Source organism: Rhodanobacter sp. OR87 (assembly GCF_000473345.1).
Classification (GTDB): Bacteria; Pseudomonadota; Gammaproteobacteria; order Xanthomonadales; family Rhodanobacteraceae; genus Rhodanobacter; species Rhodanobacter denitrificans.
In genome coordinates this window covers 137,452-158,146 of record NZ_AXBJ01000003.1, presented here as the reverse complement: position 1 = coordinate 158,146, position 20,695 = coordinate 137,452, and the positions used below count along the sequence as shown (strand labels likewise).

General features: G+C 70.9%; 17 protein-coding genes. 3 read left to right on the top strand and 14 right to left on the bottom strand.

Features of this window, described 5'->3' with window-relative positions:
• Window positions 1-9 precede the first annotated feature (9 nt).
• Window positions 10-426, bottom strand: coding sequence for a hypothetical protein (locus RHOOR87_RS0103850; RefSeq protein ID WP_027484292.1), 417 nt, complete (start codon window positions 424-426; stop codon window positions 10-12).
• Between the two features lie 49 nt (window positions 427-475).
• Here RHOOR87_RS0103850 and RHOOR87_RS0103845 point away from each other — a divergent pair, with 49 nt between their 5' ends.
• Complete coding sequence (locus tag RHOOR87_RS0103845; RefSeq protein WP_027484291.1) at window positions 476-1,762, top strand: ectonucleotide pyrophosphatase/phosphodiesterase; 1,287 nt, start codon at window positions 476-478, stop codon at window positions 1,760-1,762.
• A 79-nt stretch (window positions 1,763-1,841) separates the two neighbouring features.
• Here the strand turns inward: RHOOR87_RS0103845 and RHOOR87_RS0103840 are convergent, their stop codons facing one another.
• From RHOOR87_RS0103840 to RHOOR87_RS0103805, 8 genes are all read right to left on the bottom strand, one after another.
• Window positions 1,842-3,089 (bottom strand): MFS transporter, encoded by a 1,248-nt coding sequence (locus RHOOR87_RS0103840; protein ID WP_027484290.1) that lies wholly within the window; start codon window positions 3,087-3,089, stop codon window positions 1,842-1,844.
• A gap of 91 nt (window positions 3,090-3,180) precedes the next feature.
• Window positions 3,181-3,666, bottom strand: a complete 486-nt coding sequence (locus RHOOR87_RS0103835) for a hypothetical protein (RefSeq protein ID WP_027484289.1) — start codon at window positions 3,664-3,666, stop codon at window positions 3,181-3,183.
• A gap of 79 nt (window positions 3,667-3,745) precedes the next feature.
• Window positions 3,746-4,732 carry a multidrug resistance efflux transporter family protein gene (locus tag RHOOR87_RS0103830; RefSeq protein ID WP_027484288.1) on the bottom strand — a complete coding sequence of 329 codons (987 nt, stop codon included), beginning with the start codon at window positions 4,730-4,732 and terminating at the stop codon, window positions 3,746-3,748.
• Window positions 4,733-4,875: 143 nt separating this feature from the next.
• Window positions 4,876-5,280: a DoxX family protein gene (locus RHOOR87_RS0103825; RefSeq protein WP_007511037.1), complete on the bottom strand. Its 405-nt coding sequence runs from the start codon at window positions 5,278-5,280 to the stop codon at window positions 4,876-4,878.
• A 118-nt stretch (window positions 5,281-5,398) separates the two neighbouring features.
• Window positions 5,399-6,598: an efflux RND transporter periplasmic adaptor subunit gene (locus RHOOR87_RS0103820; RefSeq protein ID WP_027484287.1), complete on the bottom strand. Its 1,200-nt coding sequence runs from the start codon at window positions 6,596-6,598 to the stop codon at window positions 5,399-5,401.
• Between the two features lie 10 nt (window positions 6,599-6,608).
• Complete coding sequence (locus tag RHOOR87_RS0103815; protein ID WP_027484286.1) at window positions 6,609-8,975, bottom strand: ABC transporter permease; 2,367 nt, start codon at window positions 8,973-8,975, stop codon at window positions 6,609-6,611.
• The gene (locus RHOOR87_RS0103810) at window positions 8,972-9,703 is read right to left on the bottom strand and encodes an ABC transporter ATP-binding protein (protein WP_043795343.1); all 732 of its coding nucleotides are present in this window, start codon (window positions 9,701-9,703) and stop codon (window positions 8,972-8,974) included. The genes RHOOR87_RS0103815 and RHOOR87_RS0103810 overlap by 4 nt, the downstream gene beginning before the upstream one ends.
• 79 nt (window positions 9,704-9,782) lie before the next feature.
• Entirely contained in the window at window positions 9,783-11,153 is a 1,371-nt protein-coding gene (locus RHOOR87_RS0103805; RefSeq protein WP_027484284.1) for a formimidoylglutamate deiminase, read from the bottom strand.
• A 93-nt stretch (window positions 11,154-11,246) separates the two neighbouring features.
• Here RHOOR87_RS0103805 and RHOOR87_RS0103800 point away from each other — a divergent pair, with 93 nt between their 5' ends.
• Window positions 11,247-12,806, top strand: a complete 1,560-nt coding sequence (locus tag RHOOR87_RS0103800) for a bifunctional GNAT family N-acetyltransferase/carbon-nitrogen hydrolase family protein (RefSeq protein WP_007514892.1) — start codon at window positions 11,247-11,249, stop codon at window positions 12,804-12,806.
• Window positions 12,807-13,121: 315 nt separating this feature from the next.
• Window positions 13,122-14,384: an imidazolonepropionase gene (gene hutI, locus RHOOR87_RS0103795; RefSeq protein WP_027484283.1), complete on the top strand. Its 1,263-nt coding sequence runs from the start codon at window positions 13,122-13,124 to the stop codon at window positions 14,382-14,384.
• Here hutI and lpxK read toward each other — a convergent pair.
• The 5 genes from lpxK to RHOOR87_RS0103770 form a co-directional block, all read right to left on the bottom strand.
• Window positions 14,321-15,322: a tetraacyldisaccharide 4'-kinase gene (gene lpxK / locus RHOOR87_RS0103790; protein WP_027484282.1), complete on the bottom strand. Its 1,002-nt coding sequence runs from the start codon at window positions 15,320-15,322 to the stop codon at window positions 14,321-14,323. The two genes, hutI and lpxK, sit on opposite strands and share 64 nt — an antisense overlap.
• A gap of 8 nt (window positions 15,323-15,330) precedes the next feature.
• Window positions 15,331-17,115: a lipid A export permease/ATP-binding protein MsbA gene (gene msbA, locus RHOOR87_RS0103785; protein ID WP_027484281.1), complete on the bottom strand. Its 1,785-nt coding sequence runs from the start codon at window positions 17,113-17,115 to the stop codon at window positions 15,331-15,333.
• On the bottom strand, window positions 17,112-17,543 hold the full coding sequence (locus RHOOR87_RS0103780; protein WP_007508927.1) for a biopolymer transporter ExbD: 432 nt from the start codon (window positions 17,541-17,543) through the stop codon (window positions 17,112-17,114). The genes msbA and RHOOR87_RS0103780 overlap by 4 nt, the downstream gene beginning before the upstream one ends.
• A 9-nt stretch (window positions 17,544-17,552) precedes the next feature.
• Window positions 17,553-18,203, bottom strand: a complete 651-nt coding sequence (locus RHOOR87_RS0103775; protein WP_027484280.1) for a MotA/TolQ/ExbB proton channel family protein — start codon at window positions 18,201-18,203, stop codon at window positions 17,553-17,555.
• Window positions 18,204-18,313: 110 nt separating this feature from the next.
• Window positions 18,314-20,614 (bottom strand): DNA internalization-related competence protein ComEC/Rec2, encoded by a 2,301-nt coding sequence (locus RHOOR87_RS0103770; protein ID WP_027484279.1) that lies wholly within the window; start codon window positions 20,612-20,614, stop codon window positions 18,314-18,316.
• Window positions 20,615-20,695: the final 81 nt, after the last annotated feature.

Below are 20,695 nucleotides of genomic sequence, written 5' to 3'. Positions count from 1 at the left end.
AGCGCCCGATCAGCCGCCGCTGCGTCCGGATGCCGGCAACGGCTGCGGCAGCACCCGCGGCAGCTCGCTCGCATCACGCGCGCGGTCGAGCAGATCCTGTTCCCGGGCACGCTCGCGATCGCGTTGCGCCTGCTCGGCCTGGTCGAGCTGCCGCTGGGCGCGTGCATCCTTCGCCGCCGGAAGCTTCGCATTGTCCGACACGCTCTGGCGGAGCTGCTGCTGCAGCTGGCTCTTCTGCAACTCGTCGCGTACCTGCTGCTGTTGGGCGTCCTGCTGGAAGCGCACGCTCGGCGGCACCGGACGGATCACTGGCTGCGCGCCGGACTGCTGCCAGGCGCAGGCGGCGCCGAACGGGGCCAGCGCCAGCGCGCCGACGAGCAACGTGCGCCGCAGCGGGAAATGTCCAACGATACGTGTAATGGTCATGGCGGTGCGCGATCATGCGATGGCTGGAATCCATCGTAAGGTCCCCTGCATGAAAATCCTGTTTCGCCTGCTGCTGTGTTCGCTGGCAGCATTCAGCTTCGGCTGCGCCACGCAGCGCCCGGCCCTGCCCGCCACTGCCTACGCGACGCCGACCGGCCAACCCGTCCCGCTGCTGCTGATCTCGATCGATGGCTACCGCCCCGACTACCTGCAGCGCGGGCTCAGCCCGACCCTGGCGATGCTGGCGCAAGGCGGCGTGCAGGCCACCTCGATGCAGCCGGCGTTTCCGTCGCTGACGTTCCCGAACCACTACACCCTGGTCACCGGCCTCACCCCGGACCATCACGGCGTGGTCAACAACACGATGTTCGACCCGCAGCTGGGCAAGTTCTCGCTGAGCAGCCGCAACGCAATCAGCGACGGCCGCTGGTGGGCCGGTGGCACGCCGATCTGGGAGACCGCGGACCAGCACGGTCTGCGCACCGGCATCATGTTCTGGCCCGGCTCGGAGGCGGACATCCACGGCCATCGGCCGGACTACTGGAAGCCGTTCGACGGCAACGTCACACCCGACCAGCGGGTGGACCAGGTGCTGGCCTGGCTGGACCTTCCGGCCGCCGAGCGCCCCGGCTTCCTCACCCTGTACTTCGACGCGGTCGATCACGCCGGCCATCTCTACGGACCGGACACGGCCCAGGTGAACGCGGCGCTGCGCGAGACCGACACCGCGCTGGCGCGGCTGATCGCGGGACTGCAACAGCGCGGCCTGTTCGACCGGATCAACCTGATCGTGCTGTCCGACCACGGCATGGCCGGCGTGCCGGAGGCGAACAGCGTGCTGATCGACCAGCTGGTCCCGCTCGACCGGGTGCACACGGTCAGCCTGGGCATCCTGGCCGGTTTCAACCCGGCGTCGGACAGCGCCGCAGCGCGCGCCGATTTCGCGCAGGTCGAACGGACCCTGGAGCAGCCACAGCCGCACATGCAGTGCTGGGACAAGACCCGCGTGCCGGCACGGCTGGCCTACGGCAGCAACCCGCGCGTGCCGCAGCTGCTGTGCCTGGCGAACGTGCACTGGCGCATCACCACCAGCGAGCACGCGGCGAAACGCAAGGGCCGGCTGAGCCTGGGCGAGCACGGCTACGACAATGCCGAGCCGCTGATGCAGGCGCTGTTCGTGGCGCACGGCCCGGCGTTCCGCGTCGGCGCGCAGCTGCCGGCGTTCCCGAACGTGGACGTCTACCCGCTGATGACCCACCTGCTCGGCCTGCCCGCCGCCGCGAACGACGGCGACTACGACGCGGTGAAAGGCATGCTGAGGCCCGCGGCGCAATAAATCCCTGCAGGAACGCACCCTGTGCGCGATGGCTCGGGGGCTTGGTCAAAGCCAGCAGCATTCGCGCACAGGGGCGCGCTTACCCCATCGCACCCTTGCTCATCGGCGTCGGCGGCGTGGCCACGTCGGTCAGCGGCGGCAGGCGGAACAGCGCCAGCGCGATCGCGAGGCCGGCCAGCACCAGCAGGCCGACGAACAGCGCCACCCCGCTCCAGCCGAACGACGCGTAGAACAGCCCGCCGCTGGCGCCGGCGATGCTCGAACCCATGTAGTAGCAGAACAGGTACACCGACGCGGCCTGCGCCTTCGCCGCACCGGCGCGGCGGCCGACCCAGCTGCTGACGATGGAGTGGCCGCCGAAGAAGCCGAACGTGATCGCCACGATGCCGAGCATGACCAGCGGCAGCGGCCGCGCCATGCTCAACGCCACGCCGGCCAGCATCAGCGCGAACGCCGTCCACAACACCTTGCGCCGGCCGCGCTTGCCGGCCAGGTGGCCCATCCACGCCGAGCTGAACGTGCCGATCAGGTAGATCGCGAAGATCGACCCGACCACCGCCTGGCTCAGCTTGTACGGCGGCGCCATCAGCCGGTAGCCGAGGTAGTTGTAGACGGTGACGAATGCGCCGAGCAGCAGGAAGCCCTCGACGAACAGCCACGGCAGGCCGCGGTCGCGGAACATGCCGGCGAAGCGCCCCGCCAGCGTGCGCCAGCGCAGCGGCTGCGCCATGAAATGCCGCGACGGCGGCAGCGCGCGCCAGAACACCAGCCCGGCCAGCACGCCGATCACGCCGACCACCGCCACGCCGATGCGCCAGCCGAAGAAGTCCGCCAGCACGCCGGAAATCAGCCGCCCGCCCATGCCGCCGACCGCGCTGCCGCTGATGTACAGGCCCATGCCCAGGCCGATCGAGTCGGCGTCCATCTCCTCGCCGAGATAGGTCATCGCCACTGCCGGCAGCCCGCTCAGGGTCAGCCCGAGCAGCGTGCGCACCACCAGCAGCGCGGTCCAGTCCGGCATCGCCGCGGTCACCAGCACCAGCAGCGCCGAAGCCAGCAGCGAGGCCACCATCACCGGCTTGCGCCCCCACGCGTCGGAGACGCCGCCGGCGAACAGCATCGCGAACGCGAGCACGCCGGTGGTCAGCGACAACGACAAGGCCGCCGCCGCCTCGCTCACCGCGTAGTGGCGACTGAACTCCGGCATCAGCGGCTGCACGCAGTACAGTAGCCCGAAGGTGGCGAAGCCGGCGGCGAACAGCGCGAGGTTGGTGCGCCGGAACGCGGGCGTGCCGTGGTGGACAAGCCCGTCTGCAGAATCGGTCATCGGCTCGCATCAATCCGGGGGAGCAGAGGCGCTCCCGTCCGCGGCGAGTGTAGCTCGCGCCGAAATGCCCGCCATCCGTGACCGGCGCCGCTCAGAGCCTGCCCCGGACTTGATCCGGGGGCGAGCGGGGCCGGATGCCGCGGGCGAAGAACGCCACAATCAGGCCGAACAGCAGCATCGCCAGCAGGTTCTCGACGAGGGAGAGTGCGCTGAAATGCGGCTTCGCCGCCGCGGACAGCGGCACCACCACGTACTCCATCACCACGAACACCACCACACCATAAAGCAGGCCGGCCGCGATCCAGCGCCGGCCCAGCCAGGCCATCCGCCCGGCGGCGAACACGAAGATCGCCGCAATCAGCAGCGACATCGCCCACTGCAGCAGCAAGCCCAGCGCCGCGACCGGCAAGCCGCCCTGGAACGCGGCGCGACCGAGCAGGCCGCTGGCGATCGCGCGCAGGATGATGGGCGGATCGACCCGGTTGATCAGCGCCGCGGCAAGAATGTCGAGCGAGCCGGCGACGAAACCGCCGTAAAGGACGGCAAGCCTTGGCGAAGGACGGATGTCTGTCGGCATGGGTTTCTCTGCAGGCGGTCCGGAACGTTCCGGGATACGCCGTCGCCACGATGCCTGCACGTGCCGGCAGTCATGTCCTTCAGGCACTGCGGTCGCCGCGCAACGCGCGCACTTCCTCGTCATGCCCGGCCGCACCGCGCCCGCTGACCCAGCCGAACAGCGCGATGCCGACGATGATCGCCAGCGCGCCGAACGCGGCGTAGCCGTGCGGCCACGCCTCGCCGAGGAACAGCACGCCGAGCAGCGTGGCGAACAGCAGCTCGGCCGCCTGCATCGCCTCCACCGCGGCCAGCGCGGTCGGCTCGCGGCGCACCATGTCGGTGGCGCGGAAGAACAGGATGGTGGCGATGGTGCCCGACGACAGTGCCACGCCGCCGGCCAGCAGCGCCTCGCGCAGCGTCGGCGGGCCGACCGCGAACCACGCGACCAGCGCGAACGCCAGCCACAGCGGCCAGCTGCACAGCGTCATGCCGACCACCCGCTGCACCGCGTTGAGCCGGCTGTCGCAATGCTCCAGGTGCAGCAGCAGCTGGCGGTTGCCCAGCGGATAGGCAAAGGCGGACAGCACCACCGCGCCGATCGCCAGCCAGTCGCCGGCGTGCAATTGCCCCTGCGCATGGCCCCATTGCAGCGCGAACACGCCGGCCACGATCAGCGCGCCGAGCGCCAGCGTGTGCCACGCCAGCCGGCGCCGTTCGTCGCGATAGATCAGCGGCGCCAGCAGCGGCCCGGCCAGCACGGTGGTCTGGAAACTGCCGGCGACCAGCCACGACGGCCCGCTGCTGGCCGCCCAGGTCAGCGGCACGCCGAACAGCACGAAGCCCACGCTGCTCCACAGCAGCCACGGCCGCGCATGCCGGCGCAGTTCGCGCGGCAATTCGCCCAGCCCGCCTTGCAGCGGCAGCACCACGGCCAGCAGCGGCAACGTGATCAGGTAGCGCAGGATCACCGCCCACGCCCAATGCCCGCCGCCAGCGACCAGGCTGCGGTTGAGCACGTAGGTGAGCGTGAAGAACAGCGCCGAGCACAGCGCCAGTCCCACCGCGGCAAGGGCATTCGTACGCATGCGGTGCCATCGGGCCAAACGTCGAGTGTGGCAAATCGCGCCGCGCCTGCGAAGCACCCGGGCACGGCAACGGTGGAGTGCATGCGAAACGCCCGCCGTTACAGGCGGGCGTTCCGGTCAACCGATGGCGGACGAAAGGCCGCTCAGTTCCAGCGGCCGTTGCTGCCGCCGAGGCTGTAGCGGCCGGCGCCGAGCAGCATGATCGCCAATGCGGTGCCGAGGAACATGCCCTGCAGTTCCAGCGCCCAGCCGCCGGTGTCGGCCAGCGTGGCGAGCTGGCCCATGTGCACCAGCCCGATCGCCACCAGCATGTTGATCACGATGATCAGCCCGCCGACCCGGCTCCACCACCCGGCCAGCAGCAGCAGCGGCGCCAGCACCTCGCCGACATACACGCCGTAGGCCAGCATCGACGGCAGGCCGGCGCCGGTGACCACGCCGATGATGTAGCCCGGCCCGTGGATCAGCTTGGACACGCCATGGAACAGGATCAACCCACCCAACACGACACGAAGCACCAACTTGCCCAGATCCGCAGAACTTTGCATGGGACTCTCCCCCGGTGGTTTTCGGAAAACCGTCGTCGACGGCACGCAACGCGCACACAGGCTAAACCGATTGCCCGACCGCCGCACGGGCCGCTCCCCGCGAACGGCGCCCGCGCCTTCACGGCGAGGCGGCCAGCGGGCGCACGCGCAAGCCGTCGGCGATGCGGTCGTCCGGATAGGCGACCACCCGTTCGCCCTGGCGCAGACCCGCCACGATCTCCGTCGCGCCATCGCCCTGCATCCCCGGGGTGACCGCCGTCAGCCGCGCGCGGCCGCCGGCCACGCGGTACACCGCCCAGCGCCGGCCGTCGCGGAACAGCGCGCTGGACGGCACCTGCAGCACGTCGGGGCGACGCCCCACCTCGAACTCCACCTCGACCCGGTAGCCGTCGCCCAGCGGCTCCCACTGCGCGCGCGGCGCGGTGATGTCCAGCCACACCAGGGTGCGCTGTTCCTCCACGCCCAGCGCCGAGACCTTGGTGAAACCGCCCGGCTCGATCCGCGTCACCCGCGCCGGCAGCGCACCTTCGCCGCCCCAGCGCAGGATTCGCGCCGGGGAACCCGGCCGCAGCGCGATCGCCTGCTGCGACAGCGCCTGCACCATCACCTCGAGCTGGCGCAAGTCGCCCAGTTCCAGCAGCGACTGCCCGGCCTGCACCGGCGCCGCGCTTTCCTGGAAACGATGCAGGACCACGCCGTCGATCGGCGCGCGCAGCTCGACCACCTGCCCGCCGCTGCGGCCCTGGCCGAGCAGCAGCGCCGCCAGTGCCGCGCGCTGCTGCCCGGCGGCGCGGCGCTCGGCCTGCGCCGCCGCGGCCGCCGCGCGCGCGCGGGCCAGCCGTGCCTCGACTTCGTCGACCGCGGCCACGCTCACCACGCCGGACGCGCCGAGCGCGCGCATGCGGCCAGCGTCGCGCGCGGCCAGGTCGGCATCGGCCTGGGCGGCCGCCAACCGCTGCTGCGCGGCCTGCATCGAGGCCTGCGCGGCCTGCTCCTCGGCCAGCAGGCGGGTGCGGTTGGCCGGGTCCAGCAGGGCGCCCTGCAGCGGCTCGATCACCGCCACCAGCTGCCCGGCCTTCACCGCGTCGCCTTGCAGCAGGTCGATCCGCCGCAGCGTGCCGGCGATCGGCGCCGTCAGCACCCAGCGCCGCGGCAACTGCGTGCGGCCCTCTTCCTCGAACCGCTGCACCAGCGGGCCGCGCGTGACCGCCACCACGTCGAGTGGCCGCGGCGCGGACTGCAGTGCCCACCACGCCGCGGCAACGACGGCGGCGACCGCGACGGCGGCAACGATCCAGCGGCGGCGCTTCACACTCATCAGGCAGTCCTCACTCGCGGGTCTTCAATACGGCGATCAGATCCAGCCGCGCGATGCGCCGGTGCACCAGCAGCGCGGAAACCACGCTGGCGCCGAGCACCATCAGCCCGGCGAACGCGTAAGTGGCGGTGGTCAGTCGGATCGGGATGCGGAACAGCTCGGACTGGAAGCCCTGCACCATCACCCAGCACAGGCCCCAGCCCGCGGCGAAGCCGAACGGCAGCGAGATCGCCACCAGCAGGCCGAGCTGTCCCAGCAGCAGCGCGCTCACCTCGCCCTCGGTCATGCCCAGCACGCGCAGGCTGGCCAGCTCGCGGCCCCGTTCGGACAGGCTGATCCGCGCGGCGTTGTAGACCAGCCCGAAATTGATCACCCCGCCGAGCAGCGCCGCCACCCAGGTGAACACCAGCAGGCTCTCGCCCATGGTGGCGTAGAAGCTGCGCACCGCGGCCAGCCGCGAGCTGATGCCGGCCACCCACGGGCGGCGGTCCAGGCGCGCATAGACGTCCGCTTCGGCACCGGGCAGCACGCCGAGCAGCACGCCGGACACCACGTCGCCGTCGCCGAGCAGCCGGTTCAGCGCGTCCAGATCCATGTAGCCCTGCGCCCCGATCGTCTCGTGCACGAAGCCGGCCACGCGCACCTCGCGCACGTGGCGGTGCCCCTGCAGGGCCTGCACCTCGATCGTGTCGCCGGGCTCGAGCGCCAGCATGCGCTGCAGGTAGTCGGTCAGCAGCACGCCATCGGCCGGCGGCGTGACCACGCCCAGCCGGGTATCCAGCGGCCGGCGCAGGCGCGCCGCCGGCGGCAGCCCCTCGATCACCGTGCGATAGCTGCGCAGGCCATGGACCAGCCGCACCGGCGCCGTCCGGATCGGCTCGGCCTCGCGCACGCCGGGCAGCGCGGCCAGCTCGAACAGCACCCGCCGCGGCGCCGCTTCGATGAAGGTCACCGCCAGGTCATGGTGCTGCGCGAGGCTGAGCTGGGTGTCGACCATGTAGCCGACCGCATCGCCCTGGAAGCGGCCGACCATGATCACCGCACAGGCCAGCGCCAGCCCGAGCACGGTGAACGCGGCGCGGCCGGGGCGGCGCTCCAGGTCACGCAGGATCATCCGCGCCGGCTGCGACAGCCAGCGCTGCAGGCCCAGCCGCTCGACCAGCGTGGGGCCGAAGCGCGGCGGCGCCGGGGCGCGCATCGCCTCGGCCGGCGGCAGGCTGGCAGCCGCGCGCAGCGCCATCAGCGCACCGGCCGCGGCGGCGGCCAGGCTGACCGCGGCACCGGTGGCGATCGCCCCGGCGCTGAGCCGATAGGCGAGGAACGGAAACCGGTAGATGCCCTGGTAGACGTGCGCCAGCCAGCTGCCCAGGGCGGCGCCCAGCGCGATGCCCAGGCCCGCGCCCAGCAGCGCGATCGCCGCGGCCATGCCCAGGTAGTGCGCCGCCAGCGCGCGATGCCCGTAGCCGAACGCCTTGAGCACGCCGATCTGCTCGCGCTGCGTGCCGATCAGGCGCATCAGCACCACGTGCAGCAGGAACGCGGCCACGCCCAGGAAGATCGCCGGGAACAGCCGCGCCATGGTCCGCAGCTGGCGCATTTCCTCTTCCAGGTAGCGCGCCGAGGTCTGTTCGTGGCGGCCGTAGGCGCCGACGCCGCCGTAGCGCGCCAGCGCGGCGTCCAGCCCGGCGACCACCGCGGCGGGCCGTGCCGCCGGCAGCAGGCGCAGCACCACGTTGTTGAACGCGCCATCCATGTCCAGCGCCCTTTCCATCGCGTGGCGGTTCATCCACAGCACGGCATAGCGCTTGAAGTCGGGAAAGACCGCACCCGGTGGACTCTGGTAGACGTACTCCGGCGAGGTGCCCACGCCGACCACGCGCAGCCAGCGCTGGCGACCGCGCAGGGTCAGCCGCAGGCTGTCGCCGACACGCAAGGCGTGCGCCGCGGCGAACGCCTCGCCCACCACCACCTCGTTGTCGAGCTCCGGGGCCGGCAGGCGGCCGCTGCGCAGCTGCACCCGGTTGAGCAGCGGCTGGCCGCCCTCCAGCGGCAACGAGACCGCCTCGGCGCGCACCGGCTCGTCGAAACCGGGCACACCCAGCGTGCCCAGTGCCAGCAGCCGCGCCTGCACGGTCTGCACGCCGGGCAGCGCCGCCAGGTGCGCCAGCAGGGTGTCCGGCGCACGCGCCAGCGGCGCCCACAGGTCGGCCAGCGCGCCTTGCCGGTAGAACTGCTCGCGCGTCGCGGTGAGCGATTCGTAGGTGGACTGCGACATCACCAGCGTGGCGACGCCGCTGGCGATCACCAGCGCGATCGCCAGCGCCTGCCCGCGCAGGTGCCACAGGTCGCGCCGTGCCTTGCGCGTCAGCGCGCTCACCAGCGCAGCTCCTTCGCCGGCGTGCGCTGCGCCGGGCGCTCCTCGCGCACGATGCGGCCGTCGCCCAGGTACAGCACGCGATGCGCCATGCGCGCGATGTCCGCGTTGTGGGTGATCACCACCGTCGTGGTGCCCAGTTCCGCATTGACCCGTTCCAGCGCCTCCAGCACCCGCACGCCGGTGGCCGAGTCGAGCGCGCCGGTGGGCTCGTCGCACAGCAGCACCGCCGGCCGCTTGGCGATCGCGCGGGCGATCGCCACCCGCTGCTGCTGGCCGCCGGACAGCTGCGCCGGGAAGTGGTCCATGCGGTCGGCCAGGTCCACCCGCGCCAGCGCCTCCTCCGGCGTCATCGGCTGCTCGGCGATCTCGGTGACGATCGCCACGTTCTCGCGTGCGGTGAGGCTGGGAATCAGGTTGTAGAACTGGAACACGAAGCCGACGTGTTCGCGGCGAAAGCGGGTGAGCTCGCGCTCCGTGGCGCCGGTAAGGTGATGCCCCTCGTACCAGACCTCGCCAGCGGTGGGCGCGTCGAGCCCGCCCAGGATGTTCAGCAGGGTCGACTTGCCGCTGCCCGAGGGCCCCAGCAGCACCACGAACTCGCCGCGGAACAGGTCCAGGTCGATCCCGCGCAGGGCATGCACCTCGACCTCGCCCATGCGATAGGTCTTGGTCAGGCCGCGGGCACGGAACACCGCCTCCCCGACCGGCAACGGCGCGACCACAGCCATGCATGCACTCCGCCCGGCAACCGCCCGAAGGCGGCGATGGCGTTCAGGCTAACCGCGGCGCGCGGGCCGGTTCATGACTTCAGGCAACTTCGAGCGAGTCGACCACGCGCCGATAACGCTGCGCGATGCGTTCCTCGTCGCGATGGCGGAAGTCGCGCACCTGCCAGCGCCCGCCGACCATCACGTCGCGCACCAGCGGCGTGTTGCCGGCGAACAGGAAGCTGTCCAGCAGCGAGCGGGCGTCGCGCGCGGCGAGCAGCGGCGAGGCGTCGTCCAGCACGATCAGGTCGGCGCGCGCGCCGTCGCGCAGTTCACCCACCGGCCGACCCGCGGCCTGGGCACCACCACGCAGCGCGGCGCGCCACAGCGTCTCGCCCACGCTGTCGCCCGGCTGCCGCGCGCCGATGTTGCGGTGGCGGGTGGCCAGGCGCTGGCCGTATTCCAGCCAGCGCAGTTCCTCCACCGGCGAGATCGAGATGTGCGAGTCCGAACCGACGCCGAGCGTGCCGCCGGCATCCAGGTAATCGGCCAGCGGAAACAGGCCGTCGCCGAGGTTCGCCTCGGTGGTCGGACACAGCCCGGCCACTGCACCGCTACCCGCGATACGCACGGTTTCCGCCGCGGTGAGGTGGGTGGCGTGGACCAGGCACCAGCGTGCATCGACGTCAGCGTGATCGAACAGCCATTCCACCGGTCGCGCGCCGCGGGTGGCCAGGCAGTCCTGTACCTCGCCGACCTGTTCGGCGATGTGGATATGGATCGGCCCGGTCGCCGCCAACCCGCTGGCCAGCACCTCGCGCAGTGCCGGCTCCGGCACTGCGCGCAGCGAATGCAGCGCGATGCCCACGCACATCTCGTCGTTCTGCTGCCGGCGCAGCGTGTCCAGCAGGCGCAGATAATCGTGGACCGCATGGCCGAAGCGGCGCTGGCGTGCGCTCAGCGCGCGGCCGTCGAAACCACCGCTCATGTACAGCACCGGCAGCAGGGTCAGGCCGATGCCGGCCTCGCGCGCCGCCTCGATCAGCGCCAGCGATATCGCCTCCGGCTGCGCATACGGCGTGCCGTCCGGCTGATGATGCAGGTAGTGGAACTCGCAGACGCTGGTGTAGCCGGCCTTGAGCATCTCGACGTAGAGCTGGGCGGCGATCGCCTTGAGTTCGTCCGGACCGATCGTGGCGGCGAACGCATACATCGTTTCGCGCCAGCTCCAGAAGCTGTCCTCGGCCTTGCCGCGCCGCTCGGCCAACCCCGCCATCGCGCGCTGGAACGCGTGCGAATGCAGGTTCGGCATGCCCGGCAGCACCCAGCGGCCGAGCGCTTCGGCGGCCGCGCCGGTCGGTGCCAGCAGGCGTCCATCGGCGGACACGCCCAGCGCCGCATCGGCCTGCCAGCCATGCGCGCGCCATAGCTGGCCGGCCTTGAAGTGGGCAACGGCAGTGCTGTCATTCATGGATCGGCTCCGGTACGCGATGCTGCGCAGTGTAACCGCCTCCGTGAAATCCCCTTCACCCGCGTTTGCCGCCGGCCTGGGCATGATCGGGCGATGATCCGCAAGACCAGCGAGAACGCCCCAAAACTGCAGCTGCGCCTGGCCACCCCGGCCGACGTGCCGGCCCTGGTCCTGCTGACCGCGCGCATCTACACGCCCGAGTGGGGCCACTCCGCCGAGATGCTGCGCTCGCAGCAGACGCACTTCCCGGAAGGCCAGTTCGTGGTCGAGTACGAAGGCGTGATCGTGGGCTACTGCGCGACCTTCCGCATCGACGAGGCCACCGCGCTCAGCACCCACACCTGGATGCAGATCACCGGCGGCGGCATGGGCTCGCGCCACAAGCCGGACGGCAACTGGCTGTACGGCATGGAAGTGGTGGTGCACCCGGACTACCGCGGCATGCGCATCGGCCAGCGGCTGTACCAGGCGCGCAAGCGCCTGTGCATGGACCTCAAGCTGCGCGGCATCGTGTTCGGCGGGCGCATCCCCGGGCTGGCGCGGAACATCCAGCGCTACGGCAGCGCCGAGGCCTACGTGCAGGCCGTGGTGGAAGGCAGGCGCCGCGACCAGACGCTGAGCTTCCAGCTGTCCAACGATTTCGAAGTAATCGGCGTGTTGCGCGCCTACGTGCCATCCGACCACGAGTCGCTGGGCTACGCCGTGCATCTGGTCTGGCGCAACCCGCAACTGCTCGACCAGCCCGACATCCCGCCGATCACCTCGGCCCGGCTGCTGCCCGATTCGGTGCGGGTGGCCTCGGTGCAATACCAGCAGCGGCGAATCGCTTCGTTCGAGGAGTTCGCCACCCAGGTCGAATACTTCACCGACATCGCCGCCGACTACAGCGCCGACTTCGTCACTTTCCCCGAGCTGATCACGCTGCAGCTGCTGTCGATCGAGAACACCGAGCTGTCGCCGGTGGAATCGATCCGCAAGCTCAGCCACTACACGCCACAGGTGAAGGAACTGTTCGGCCGGCTGGCGGTGCACTACAACATCAACATCATCGCCGGCACCCACCCCACCGAGCAGGCCAACGGCGACATCCACAACGTCTGCTACGTGTGCCTGCGCGACGGCTCGCTGCATGAGCGCGAGAAGCTGCACCCCACGCCGAGCGAGCGCAACGTGTGGAACATCACTGGCGGCGACAGCGCGGCCACCGTGCAGACCGACTGCGGCCCGATCGGCGTGATGATCTGCTACGACGCGGAGTTCCCCGAGGTGGCGCGCTACCTGGTCGACCAAGGTGCGCTGATCCTGTTCGTGCCGTTCTGCACCGACGTGCGCGAAGGCTACCTGCGCGTGCGCTACTGCGCGCAGGCGCGGGCGATCGAGAACCAGTGCTATGTGGTGCTGTCCGGCAACGTGGGCAACCTGCCGGGGGTGAACAACTTCGACATCCAGTATGGCCAGAGCTGCATCCTCACGCCGAGCGACTTCCCGTTCGCGCGCGACGGCATCGCCGCCGATTCCACCCCGAACATCGAGACCGTGCTGTTCGCCGACCTGCGCCTGGAAAGCCTGGCTCGCGCGCGCAACGCCGGCGCGGTGACCAACCTCAAGGACCGCCGCTTCGACCTGTATGAGACGCGCTGGCGGCCGCGCTGACGCGGCCGTGGTGGCTGCAGGGACATACCCTGCGCGCGATGCTCTTGCTCTTGTCGCATTCAAAGCGACGAGCTTTCGTTCACGAGCACCTGTAGGAGCGCACTTGTGCGCGATGCTTTTGCTGCATTCATGGCGATGAGTTTTAGAGCGAAGAGCTTTCGGCTGCCGCAGGCGCACGAAAGCTCCTCGCTCTGAATGCAGCAAGAGCATCGCCCGCGAGCGGGCTCCTACAGGTGGATACGCGGTCTGCGATAATTGCGCCACGGCCGCAGGCCTCTTGCGATCATCCCACCACCCACGCGGAACCGGCACCCCATGAACGACCCACGCTGGGATCGACTGCTGCTCAACGCCACCCTCGCCACGTTCACGGGCGACGCGCCCTACGGCCTGATCGAGCGCGGCGCGATCGCGCTGCATCACGGCCGCATCGCCTGGGTCGGTCGGCAGGACGAGCTGCCGGATGCACCGGATGCCCTCGCCGCCACGGTGGAATCGCTGGACGGCGCGCTGGTCACGCCGGGATTGATCGACTGCCACACCCATCTGGTGTTCGGCGGCAACCGTGCGCACGAGTTCGAGCTGCGCCTGAACGGCGCCAGCTACGAGGACATCGCCCGCGCCGGCGGCGGCATCGCCTCCAGCGTCGAGGCCACTCGCGCCGCCAGCGAGCAGCAGCTGTTCGAGCAATCGCTGCCGCGCGCCCGTGCGCTGCTGGCCGATGGCGTGACCACGCTGGAGATCAAGTCCGGCTACGGGCTGGAGCTGGACAGCGAACGCCGCATGCTGCGCGTGGCGCGCCGTCTCGGCCGCGAACTGAGCATCACGGTCCGCACCAGCTTCCTGGGCCTGCACGCGCTGCCGCCGGAATACAAGGACCGGCGGGACGAATACGTGGCGCTGGTCTGCGACGACATGCTGCCCACGCTCGCCGCCGAGGGCCTGGTCGACGCGGTCGACGCGTTCTGCGAAGGCATCGGCTTCAGCCGCGAGGAGACCCGCCGCGTGTTCGAGCGCGCAAGGCAGCTTGGCCTGCCGGTGAAGCTGCACGCGGAGCAGTTGTCCGATCTGGGCGGCGCCGCACTGGTCGCCGAGTACGGCGGCTTGTCGGCCGATCACCTGGAGCACCTGAGCGAGGCCGGCATCGCGGCGATGGCGCAGGCCGGCACCGTCGCGGTGCTGCTGCCCGGCGCGTTCTACGCGCTGCGCGAAACGCAACTGCCGCCGGTCGCGGCACTGCGCGAACAGCGCGTGCCGATCGCGATCGCCACCGACTGCAACCCCGGCACCTCGCCGCTGCTGTCGCTGCGGCTGGCCGCCGGCATGGCCTGCACGCTGTTCCGGCTCAGCCCGGAAGAAGCGCTGCGCGGGGTCACCGTCAACGCGGCCCGCGCGCTGGGACAGCGCGATCGCGGCACGCTCGCCGCGGGCCAGCGCGCCGATCTGGTGGTGTGGAACGCGCGCAAGCCCGCCGAACTGTGCTACTGGATCGGCGGCGGCCTGGCGCGTCGGGTCTACGTGGCCGGCGAACCCGTTTCGCGGCGCAAACCGCCCAACCGTTCGACCAGCGCCGCGTAGAACGCGTCCGGCAGCTGCGCCTGCACCGGCACCCGCCACCAGTTCGGCCGGGCGAAGCGGCGGCACTTGACCGCATCCTTGTCGGTCATCAGCAGCGGCAAGCCGTCGCCGAATTCCAGCTCGGTCGCGACGAAATCGTGATGGTCGGCGAACGCATGCTCGATCGGTTCGATGCCGTACCCGCGCAGGCTGTCGAAGAAGCGCCGCGGGTTGCCGATCGCGGCCACCGCGTGCACGCGCTGGCCGGCAAAGTTCGCCAGCGCCTGCATGCGGCCGCCATCCAGCGCCACCGCCTCGCCGCCGCGCAGCTGCATCGGATACTCGCCGGCTTCGGCCGCACCGCCGTTGCACACGCGCAGGTCGACGCGGCGCAGCCGATCCAGCGGTTCGCGCAACGGCCCGGCCGGCAGCAGCCGCTGATTGCCGAAACGGCGCACGCCATCGATCACGCAGACCTCCACGTCACGCGCCAAGCGGTAGTGCTGCAAGCCGTCGTCGGCGATCAGCACGTCGCAGCCGGCATCCAGCAGCAGCCGCGCCGCCGCCGGGCGGTCGCGCCCGACCGCCGCCGGCACGCCGCCGGCACGGATCAGGCAGGGCTCGTCGCCGACCTGCGCCGGCTCAGGCGCGTCGCCGAGCAGCAGCGGTTCGCGCTGGCGGCCGCCGTAGCCGCGGCTGACCACGCCGGGCCGGTAGCCGCGCTCACGCAAGGCCTCGGCCAGCGCGATGGTCAGCGGCGTCTTGCCGGTGCCGCCCGCCGTGATATTGCCGACCACCACCACTGGCACCGGCAGGCGCACGCTGCGCAACCAGCCGCGCCGGTAAAGCGCGCCGCGCAGGCTAACCGCGCCGCCGTACAGCGCCGCCAGCGGCGCCGTCCACCACGGTGCGTGACCGCTGCCGTACCAAGCCGATTCGAGCGTGTCGATCAGCGCCACGGGCGTCCTCAATCGCTGCCGAGGTTCACGGCATGGTCGTGGAACTGCATCCGGTGCAGCGCGGCGTACTGGCCGTTCAGCGCAATCAGCTCGGCGTGGGTGCCGCGCTCGATGATGCGGCCCTGCTCCATCACCGCGATCTGGTCGGCACCCTCGATGGTGGACAGGCGATGCGCGATCACCAGCGTGGTGCGGTCGCGCATCAGGCGCTGCAGCGCCTGCTGGATCAGCTGCTCGGACTCGGTGTCGAGCGCGCTGGTGGCCTCGTCCAGCACCAGGATCGGCGCGTTCTTCAGGATCGCGCGGGCAATCGCGATGCGCTGGCGCTGGCCGCCGGAAAGCGTGTTGCCGCTCTGCCCGATCGGCGTGTGGATACCCTGCGGCAGGCGCGCGATGAACTCCATCGCGTTGGCCGCCTCGGCGGCGGCGACGATGTCCGCCTCGCCGGCGCCGGCCAGTTCGCCGTAGGCGATGTTGTTGGCCACGGTGTCGTCGAACAGCACCACGCTTTGCCCGACCCAGGCGATCTGCCGGCGCAGCGAGGTCAGCGTGTAGTTCCGGTAGTCCTCGCTGTCCAGCACGATGCGCCCGCCACTGGGCTCGTAGAAGCGCGGCAGCAGGCTGGCCAGGCTGCTCTTGCCGCTGCCGGAACGGCCGACCAGGGCGGTCACCGTGCCGGGCGAGCAATGCAGGTCGACGCCGCGCAGGGCCTCGAAGTCGTTGCGCGGGTAGGTCAGCCGCACGTCCTCGAAGCGCAGGTCGCCACGCGTGCGCGCCAGCTCGCGGGTGCCCTGGTCGATCTCCGGCGGCATGTCGATCACTTCGAACAGGTCGGTGGCCGCGGACAGGCCGCGCTGGATGTTCGCCTGCACCGTGGTGAGCCGTTTCAGCGACGGCATCATGGTGCCCATTGCAGTCAGCACCGCCACGAACACGCCCGGCGAGATGTTGTCGATCACCCCCGGCCGCGTGCCCAGGTAGACCAGCGCGGCGAGCGCACATGCCGCCACCGTCTGGATCGCCGTGCTGGAGAGAGCGTTGGTGGCCGCGATCTTCAGGTTGAACCGCTTGGTGCGCTGCGTGACCACGTCGAAGCGATCCGACTCGTGCCGCTGGCCGCCGTAGATGCGCACCTCGCGATGCGCGCCCACCGATTCCTCCACGGTGCCGGTGACCGAGCCCATGCTGCCCTGGATGCGCCAGCTGATCTGCCGGTAGCGCCGGCTGACCACGGTGGCGATCAGCGCGATCGCCGGCACCATCACCAGCAGGGCCAGGGTCAGGTAGGCGCTGTAGTACAGCATCACGTACAGGCAGCCGATCACGGTGACGCCTTCGGTCACCACGATCTTCACCGCATCGGTGGAGGCCGAGGCCACCTGTTCGCTGGTGTAGGTGATGCGCGACACCTGGTGGCCCGAGGCCTCGGCGCCGAAGAACGTCGCCGGCAGGCGCAGGTAGGCGCCGAACACGTCATGCTGCATCACCTGCACCACGTTGCGCCCGATGTAGGACACGCCGTAGCTGCTGACGAAGGTGCCGACGCCGCGCACCGCGAAGATCGCGATGATCCAGATCGGCATCCAGAAGATCAGGTACGGATCCTTCTGGGCGAACAGCTTGTCGATCAGCGGCTGCAGCAGCTTGGTGAACACCACCAGGCCGCCGCCGTCCACCGCCATGCCGGCCAGGGTGACCAGCCCGATCAACCAGTAGCGACCGGTATAGCCCAGCAGGCGCCGGTAGATGCGCAGGCTTTCGGCATCCCATACACCGGTCCCGCCGGTGCTCACTGGCTGCTACCCGGCTTGGTTGGCGTGGTGGCGATCGACAGCCGGGTGAAGCCGAGCTGGCCCAGCGCATCCATCGCGGTGACCACATTCTGGTTCGGCGTCAGCGCGTCGGCGCGGATCGTCACCTGGCGTGCGCGATCGTCACCTGCATTGCGGGCGATGGTCTGCTTCAACGCCTCGATGCCTTCGCCCATCACCTCGTCGCTGCCGACGTAGAAACGGCCGTCGCGGTCGATCATGATGGTCAGCGCCGGCGTATCCATGTCGCGGTCCTGCGTGCTCGCCTGCGGCAAGGTCACCTGCAGGCGGGAGTGCTGGATGAACGTGCTGGTCAGCACGAAGAACATCAGCAGGGTCAGCAGCACGTCGATCAACGGGATCACGTTGATCTCGAAGTCGTCGCCGCGGCGGTCGTTGCCGATACGCATCGGTGCGCCTCAGCCCGCGCTCGGCGCGGTCGGCGCCGGCGCGCGCCGCGGCCGCACCGGTACCCCTGCGGCGGGCGTCAGGGTCAGGTCATCGAGCAGCGCCGTCGCCTGCTTCTCCATCTCCATGCGGTAGCCGGCTATGCGCGAGCGGAAATAGCGGTGCAGCACGTAGGCAGGAATCGCCACGGTCAGGCCCGAGGCAGTGCAGATCAGCGCCTCACCGATGCCGCCGGCCATCCTGGCCGGATCGCCGATGCCGCCGGCCATCACCTCCATGAACATGCGGATCAGGCCGATCACGGTGCCGAACAGACCCAGCAGCGGGCCGATCAGCGCGATCGTGCCGAGCGTGTTGAGGTAGCGCTCCATGCGGTGGACGACGTGGCGGCCGGTATCCTCGATGCGCTCCTTGATCAGCTCGCGCGGCTGCCGGCGCACCACCAGCGCCGAGGCCAGCAGTTCGCCAAGCGGCGAGCCGTTGGCCAGTGCCTCCAGATGGCCCGGATCGAGCTGACCGGAGCGCGCCCACTGGCGCACTTCCTCGCCCAGCCCGGGCGGCAGCACCGACCTGCGACGCAACGTCCAGCAACGCTCCAGCACGATCGCCAGGGCAATCGCCGAGCAGATCAGGATGGGCACCATCGCCCAGCCGCCAGCCATCAGAATTTCCAGCACTTTTCGACCCCGACGCATGACCTGACAGGAAGCGCGCATGATAGCAGTCTCGCCCCGATGTACTGCGGCATGCGTGGCATTCCCCGCCGGCCCGCTCACTCGCGCCAGTAACGCGCCTGCCGCTGGCGCCAGCCCGGTTCGCGCCGCGGCGGCGCGTCGGCGGGGAAATCCAGCGCCATCGCACCCTGCCCGGCGGTATCGAACACCGGCACGCGGGCCGCGGCGTAGCGCGCCAGCACCTCTGGCCGGGGGTGGCCGAAACGGTTGCGCCAGCCCGCCGACACCAGCGCCAGCCGTGGCCGCACGGCGGCGATGAAGGCGGCGCCGGACGAGGTCCGGCTGCCGTGGTGCGGCACCAGCAGCACCGGCGCCGGGCCGGGGCCGAGTGCCGCCGCCACCAGCGGTTCCGCCGTGGAGCTGATGTCGCCGGGCAGCAGCAGGCGCCCGCCGCGGCCCTCGACCAGCAGCACGCAGGAGCTGTCGTTGTCGCGGTCGCCCGCGCCGCGGGGTGGGTTCAGCACGCGAAAACGCACGCCATCCCATTGCCATGCCTGACCCGCCACGCACTGCCGCATCGGCACCCGCACCCGCGACGGCTCGCCGGCGTAGCGCTGCGCCTGCGGAAACGCGTTCGCCACCGCTTCGGCGCCGCCGGCATGATCATTGTCGCCATGGCTGATCACCAGCATGTCCAGGTGGTCGATGCCCAGTGCATGCATCGACGGCAACACCACCGCTTCGCCCACATCGAAACCGGACGGATAGCGCGCGCCGGCGTCATACACCAGCGCGTGGTCGCGGGTGCGCAGCAGCACCGACAAGCCCTGCCCCACGTCGAGCACCCATACCTGGAAGGCACCCTCCAGCGGCCGCGGCAACGGCGGCCACAGCAGCGGCAGGAACAGCAGCAGGCCGAGCCCGCGCAGCGGCACGCCGCGCGGCAGGAACAGCCACAGTGCGCCGAGCACGGCCAGCAGCAGCGCAGGCGCCTGCACCGCGGGCAGGTACCAGTGCGCGCCGGGCCACGTCGCCATCTGTTCCAGCAGCCACCATTGCGCATGTGCGATCCGCGCGGCCAGCCACAGCACCGGCGCGGCCAGCGGCGGGCACAGGCCCAGCAGCAGCATGCCGAGCAAGGCGCATGGCACGATCACGAAGCTGACCACGGGCACCGCGATCAGGTTCGACAACGCGCCCACCAGCGAAGCCTGGCCGAAGAACCACAAGGTCAGCGGCAGCAACGCCACCGTCATCAGCAGCTGCCCGGCCGACAGCTCGTGCAGGAACGCGCGCACGCCGCGGCCACGCGACTGCAGGCACAGCATCAGGAACGCCACGCCGACGAACGACAGCCAGAACCCCGCCGCCAGCACCGCCAGCGGATCGGCCAGCAGGATCGCGATCAGCGCCAGCGCCAGCGATTGCGCACCACTGCTGCCGCGACGGCTGCAGCGCGCCAGCGCCACCACCGCGATCATCAGCAGGGTGCGCACCGTGGGCAGGCCGAAACCGGCCAGCGCGCTGTACATCGCGGCCACCAGCAGTGCCGCCGCGGCCTGCGCCTGCGGCCGCGGCAACCACAGGCCCAGCCGCGGCCACAGCGCGTAAACCAGCCATGCCAGCCACACGCCGAACACCGCTGCCACGCCGACGTGGAAGCCGGAGATCGCGATCAGGTGCGAGACCCCGTTCGCACGCGCCACCGCCCAGTCGCGCTGCTGCAGCCCGCGCGTGTCGCCGACCGTGAACGCCTGCAGCAAGGCCGCGTCATGTCGGTCGTGCACGCGTACCGCGATGCCGCGGGCCACTGCATCGCGCACCCCGTCGACGCACCAGGGCGTGCCGGCCAGTGGCGCGTTGTCGGCAACGTCGCGCACGTAACCGGTGGCGACGATACCCCGCTGCAGCGCCGAGCGTTCGCTGTCGGCGCCGCCGGGATCGAGCAGCCCGCGCGGCCGCCTCAGGCGCAGCGACAGCCGCCAGCGTGAACACGGCCGCAGCGGCGGCGCATCCTCGTACCAGGCCACCGTGATGCGCCCGTGCAACGCGATCGGCTGGCCGTCCAGCGTGACCTGTTCCGCCTGCAGCGTGAAGCGGCTGGCATCCGGCTGCGCCAGCGGCAGGTCGGCGATCGTGCCGACGACGACGAAATCGCGCCCTTCCAGCACCCGCGGCAGCCGCGCGTCCATCGCCACGCCGCCGCGCCACGCCGCCCACGCGATGCCGAACAGCAACCAGGCCAGCCAGCGCCAGCGCGGGCAACGCCAGGCCAGCCACGCGGCCGCCAGCAGCACCAGGACCAGGCTCCAGTAAGGCGGCAACTGCGGCAGCCACTGCACCAGCAGCACGCCGCCGAGCAAGGCCGACGCCGCCGTGATCGCCCCGAGTCGCGCCATGTCGCGTGCCTCATTCCATCCTGGAAGAGTCCGAGCCTAGCGCGGTGGCGGCAGCGACGAAGATGAAAAGCGTGTAGGCGC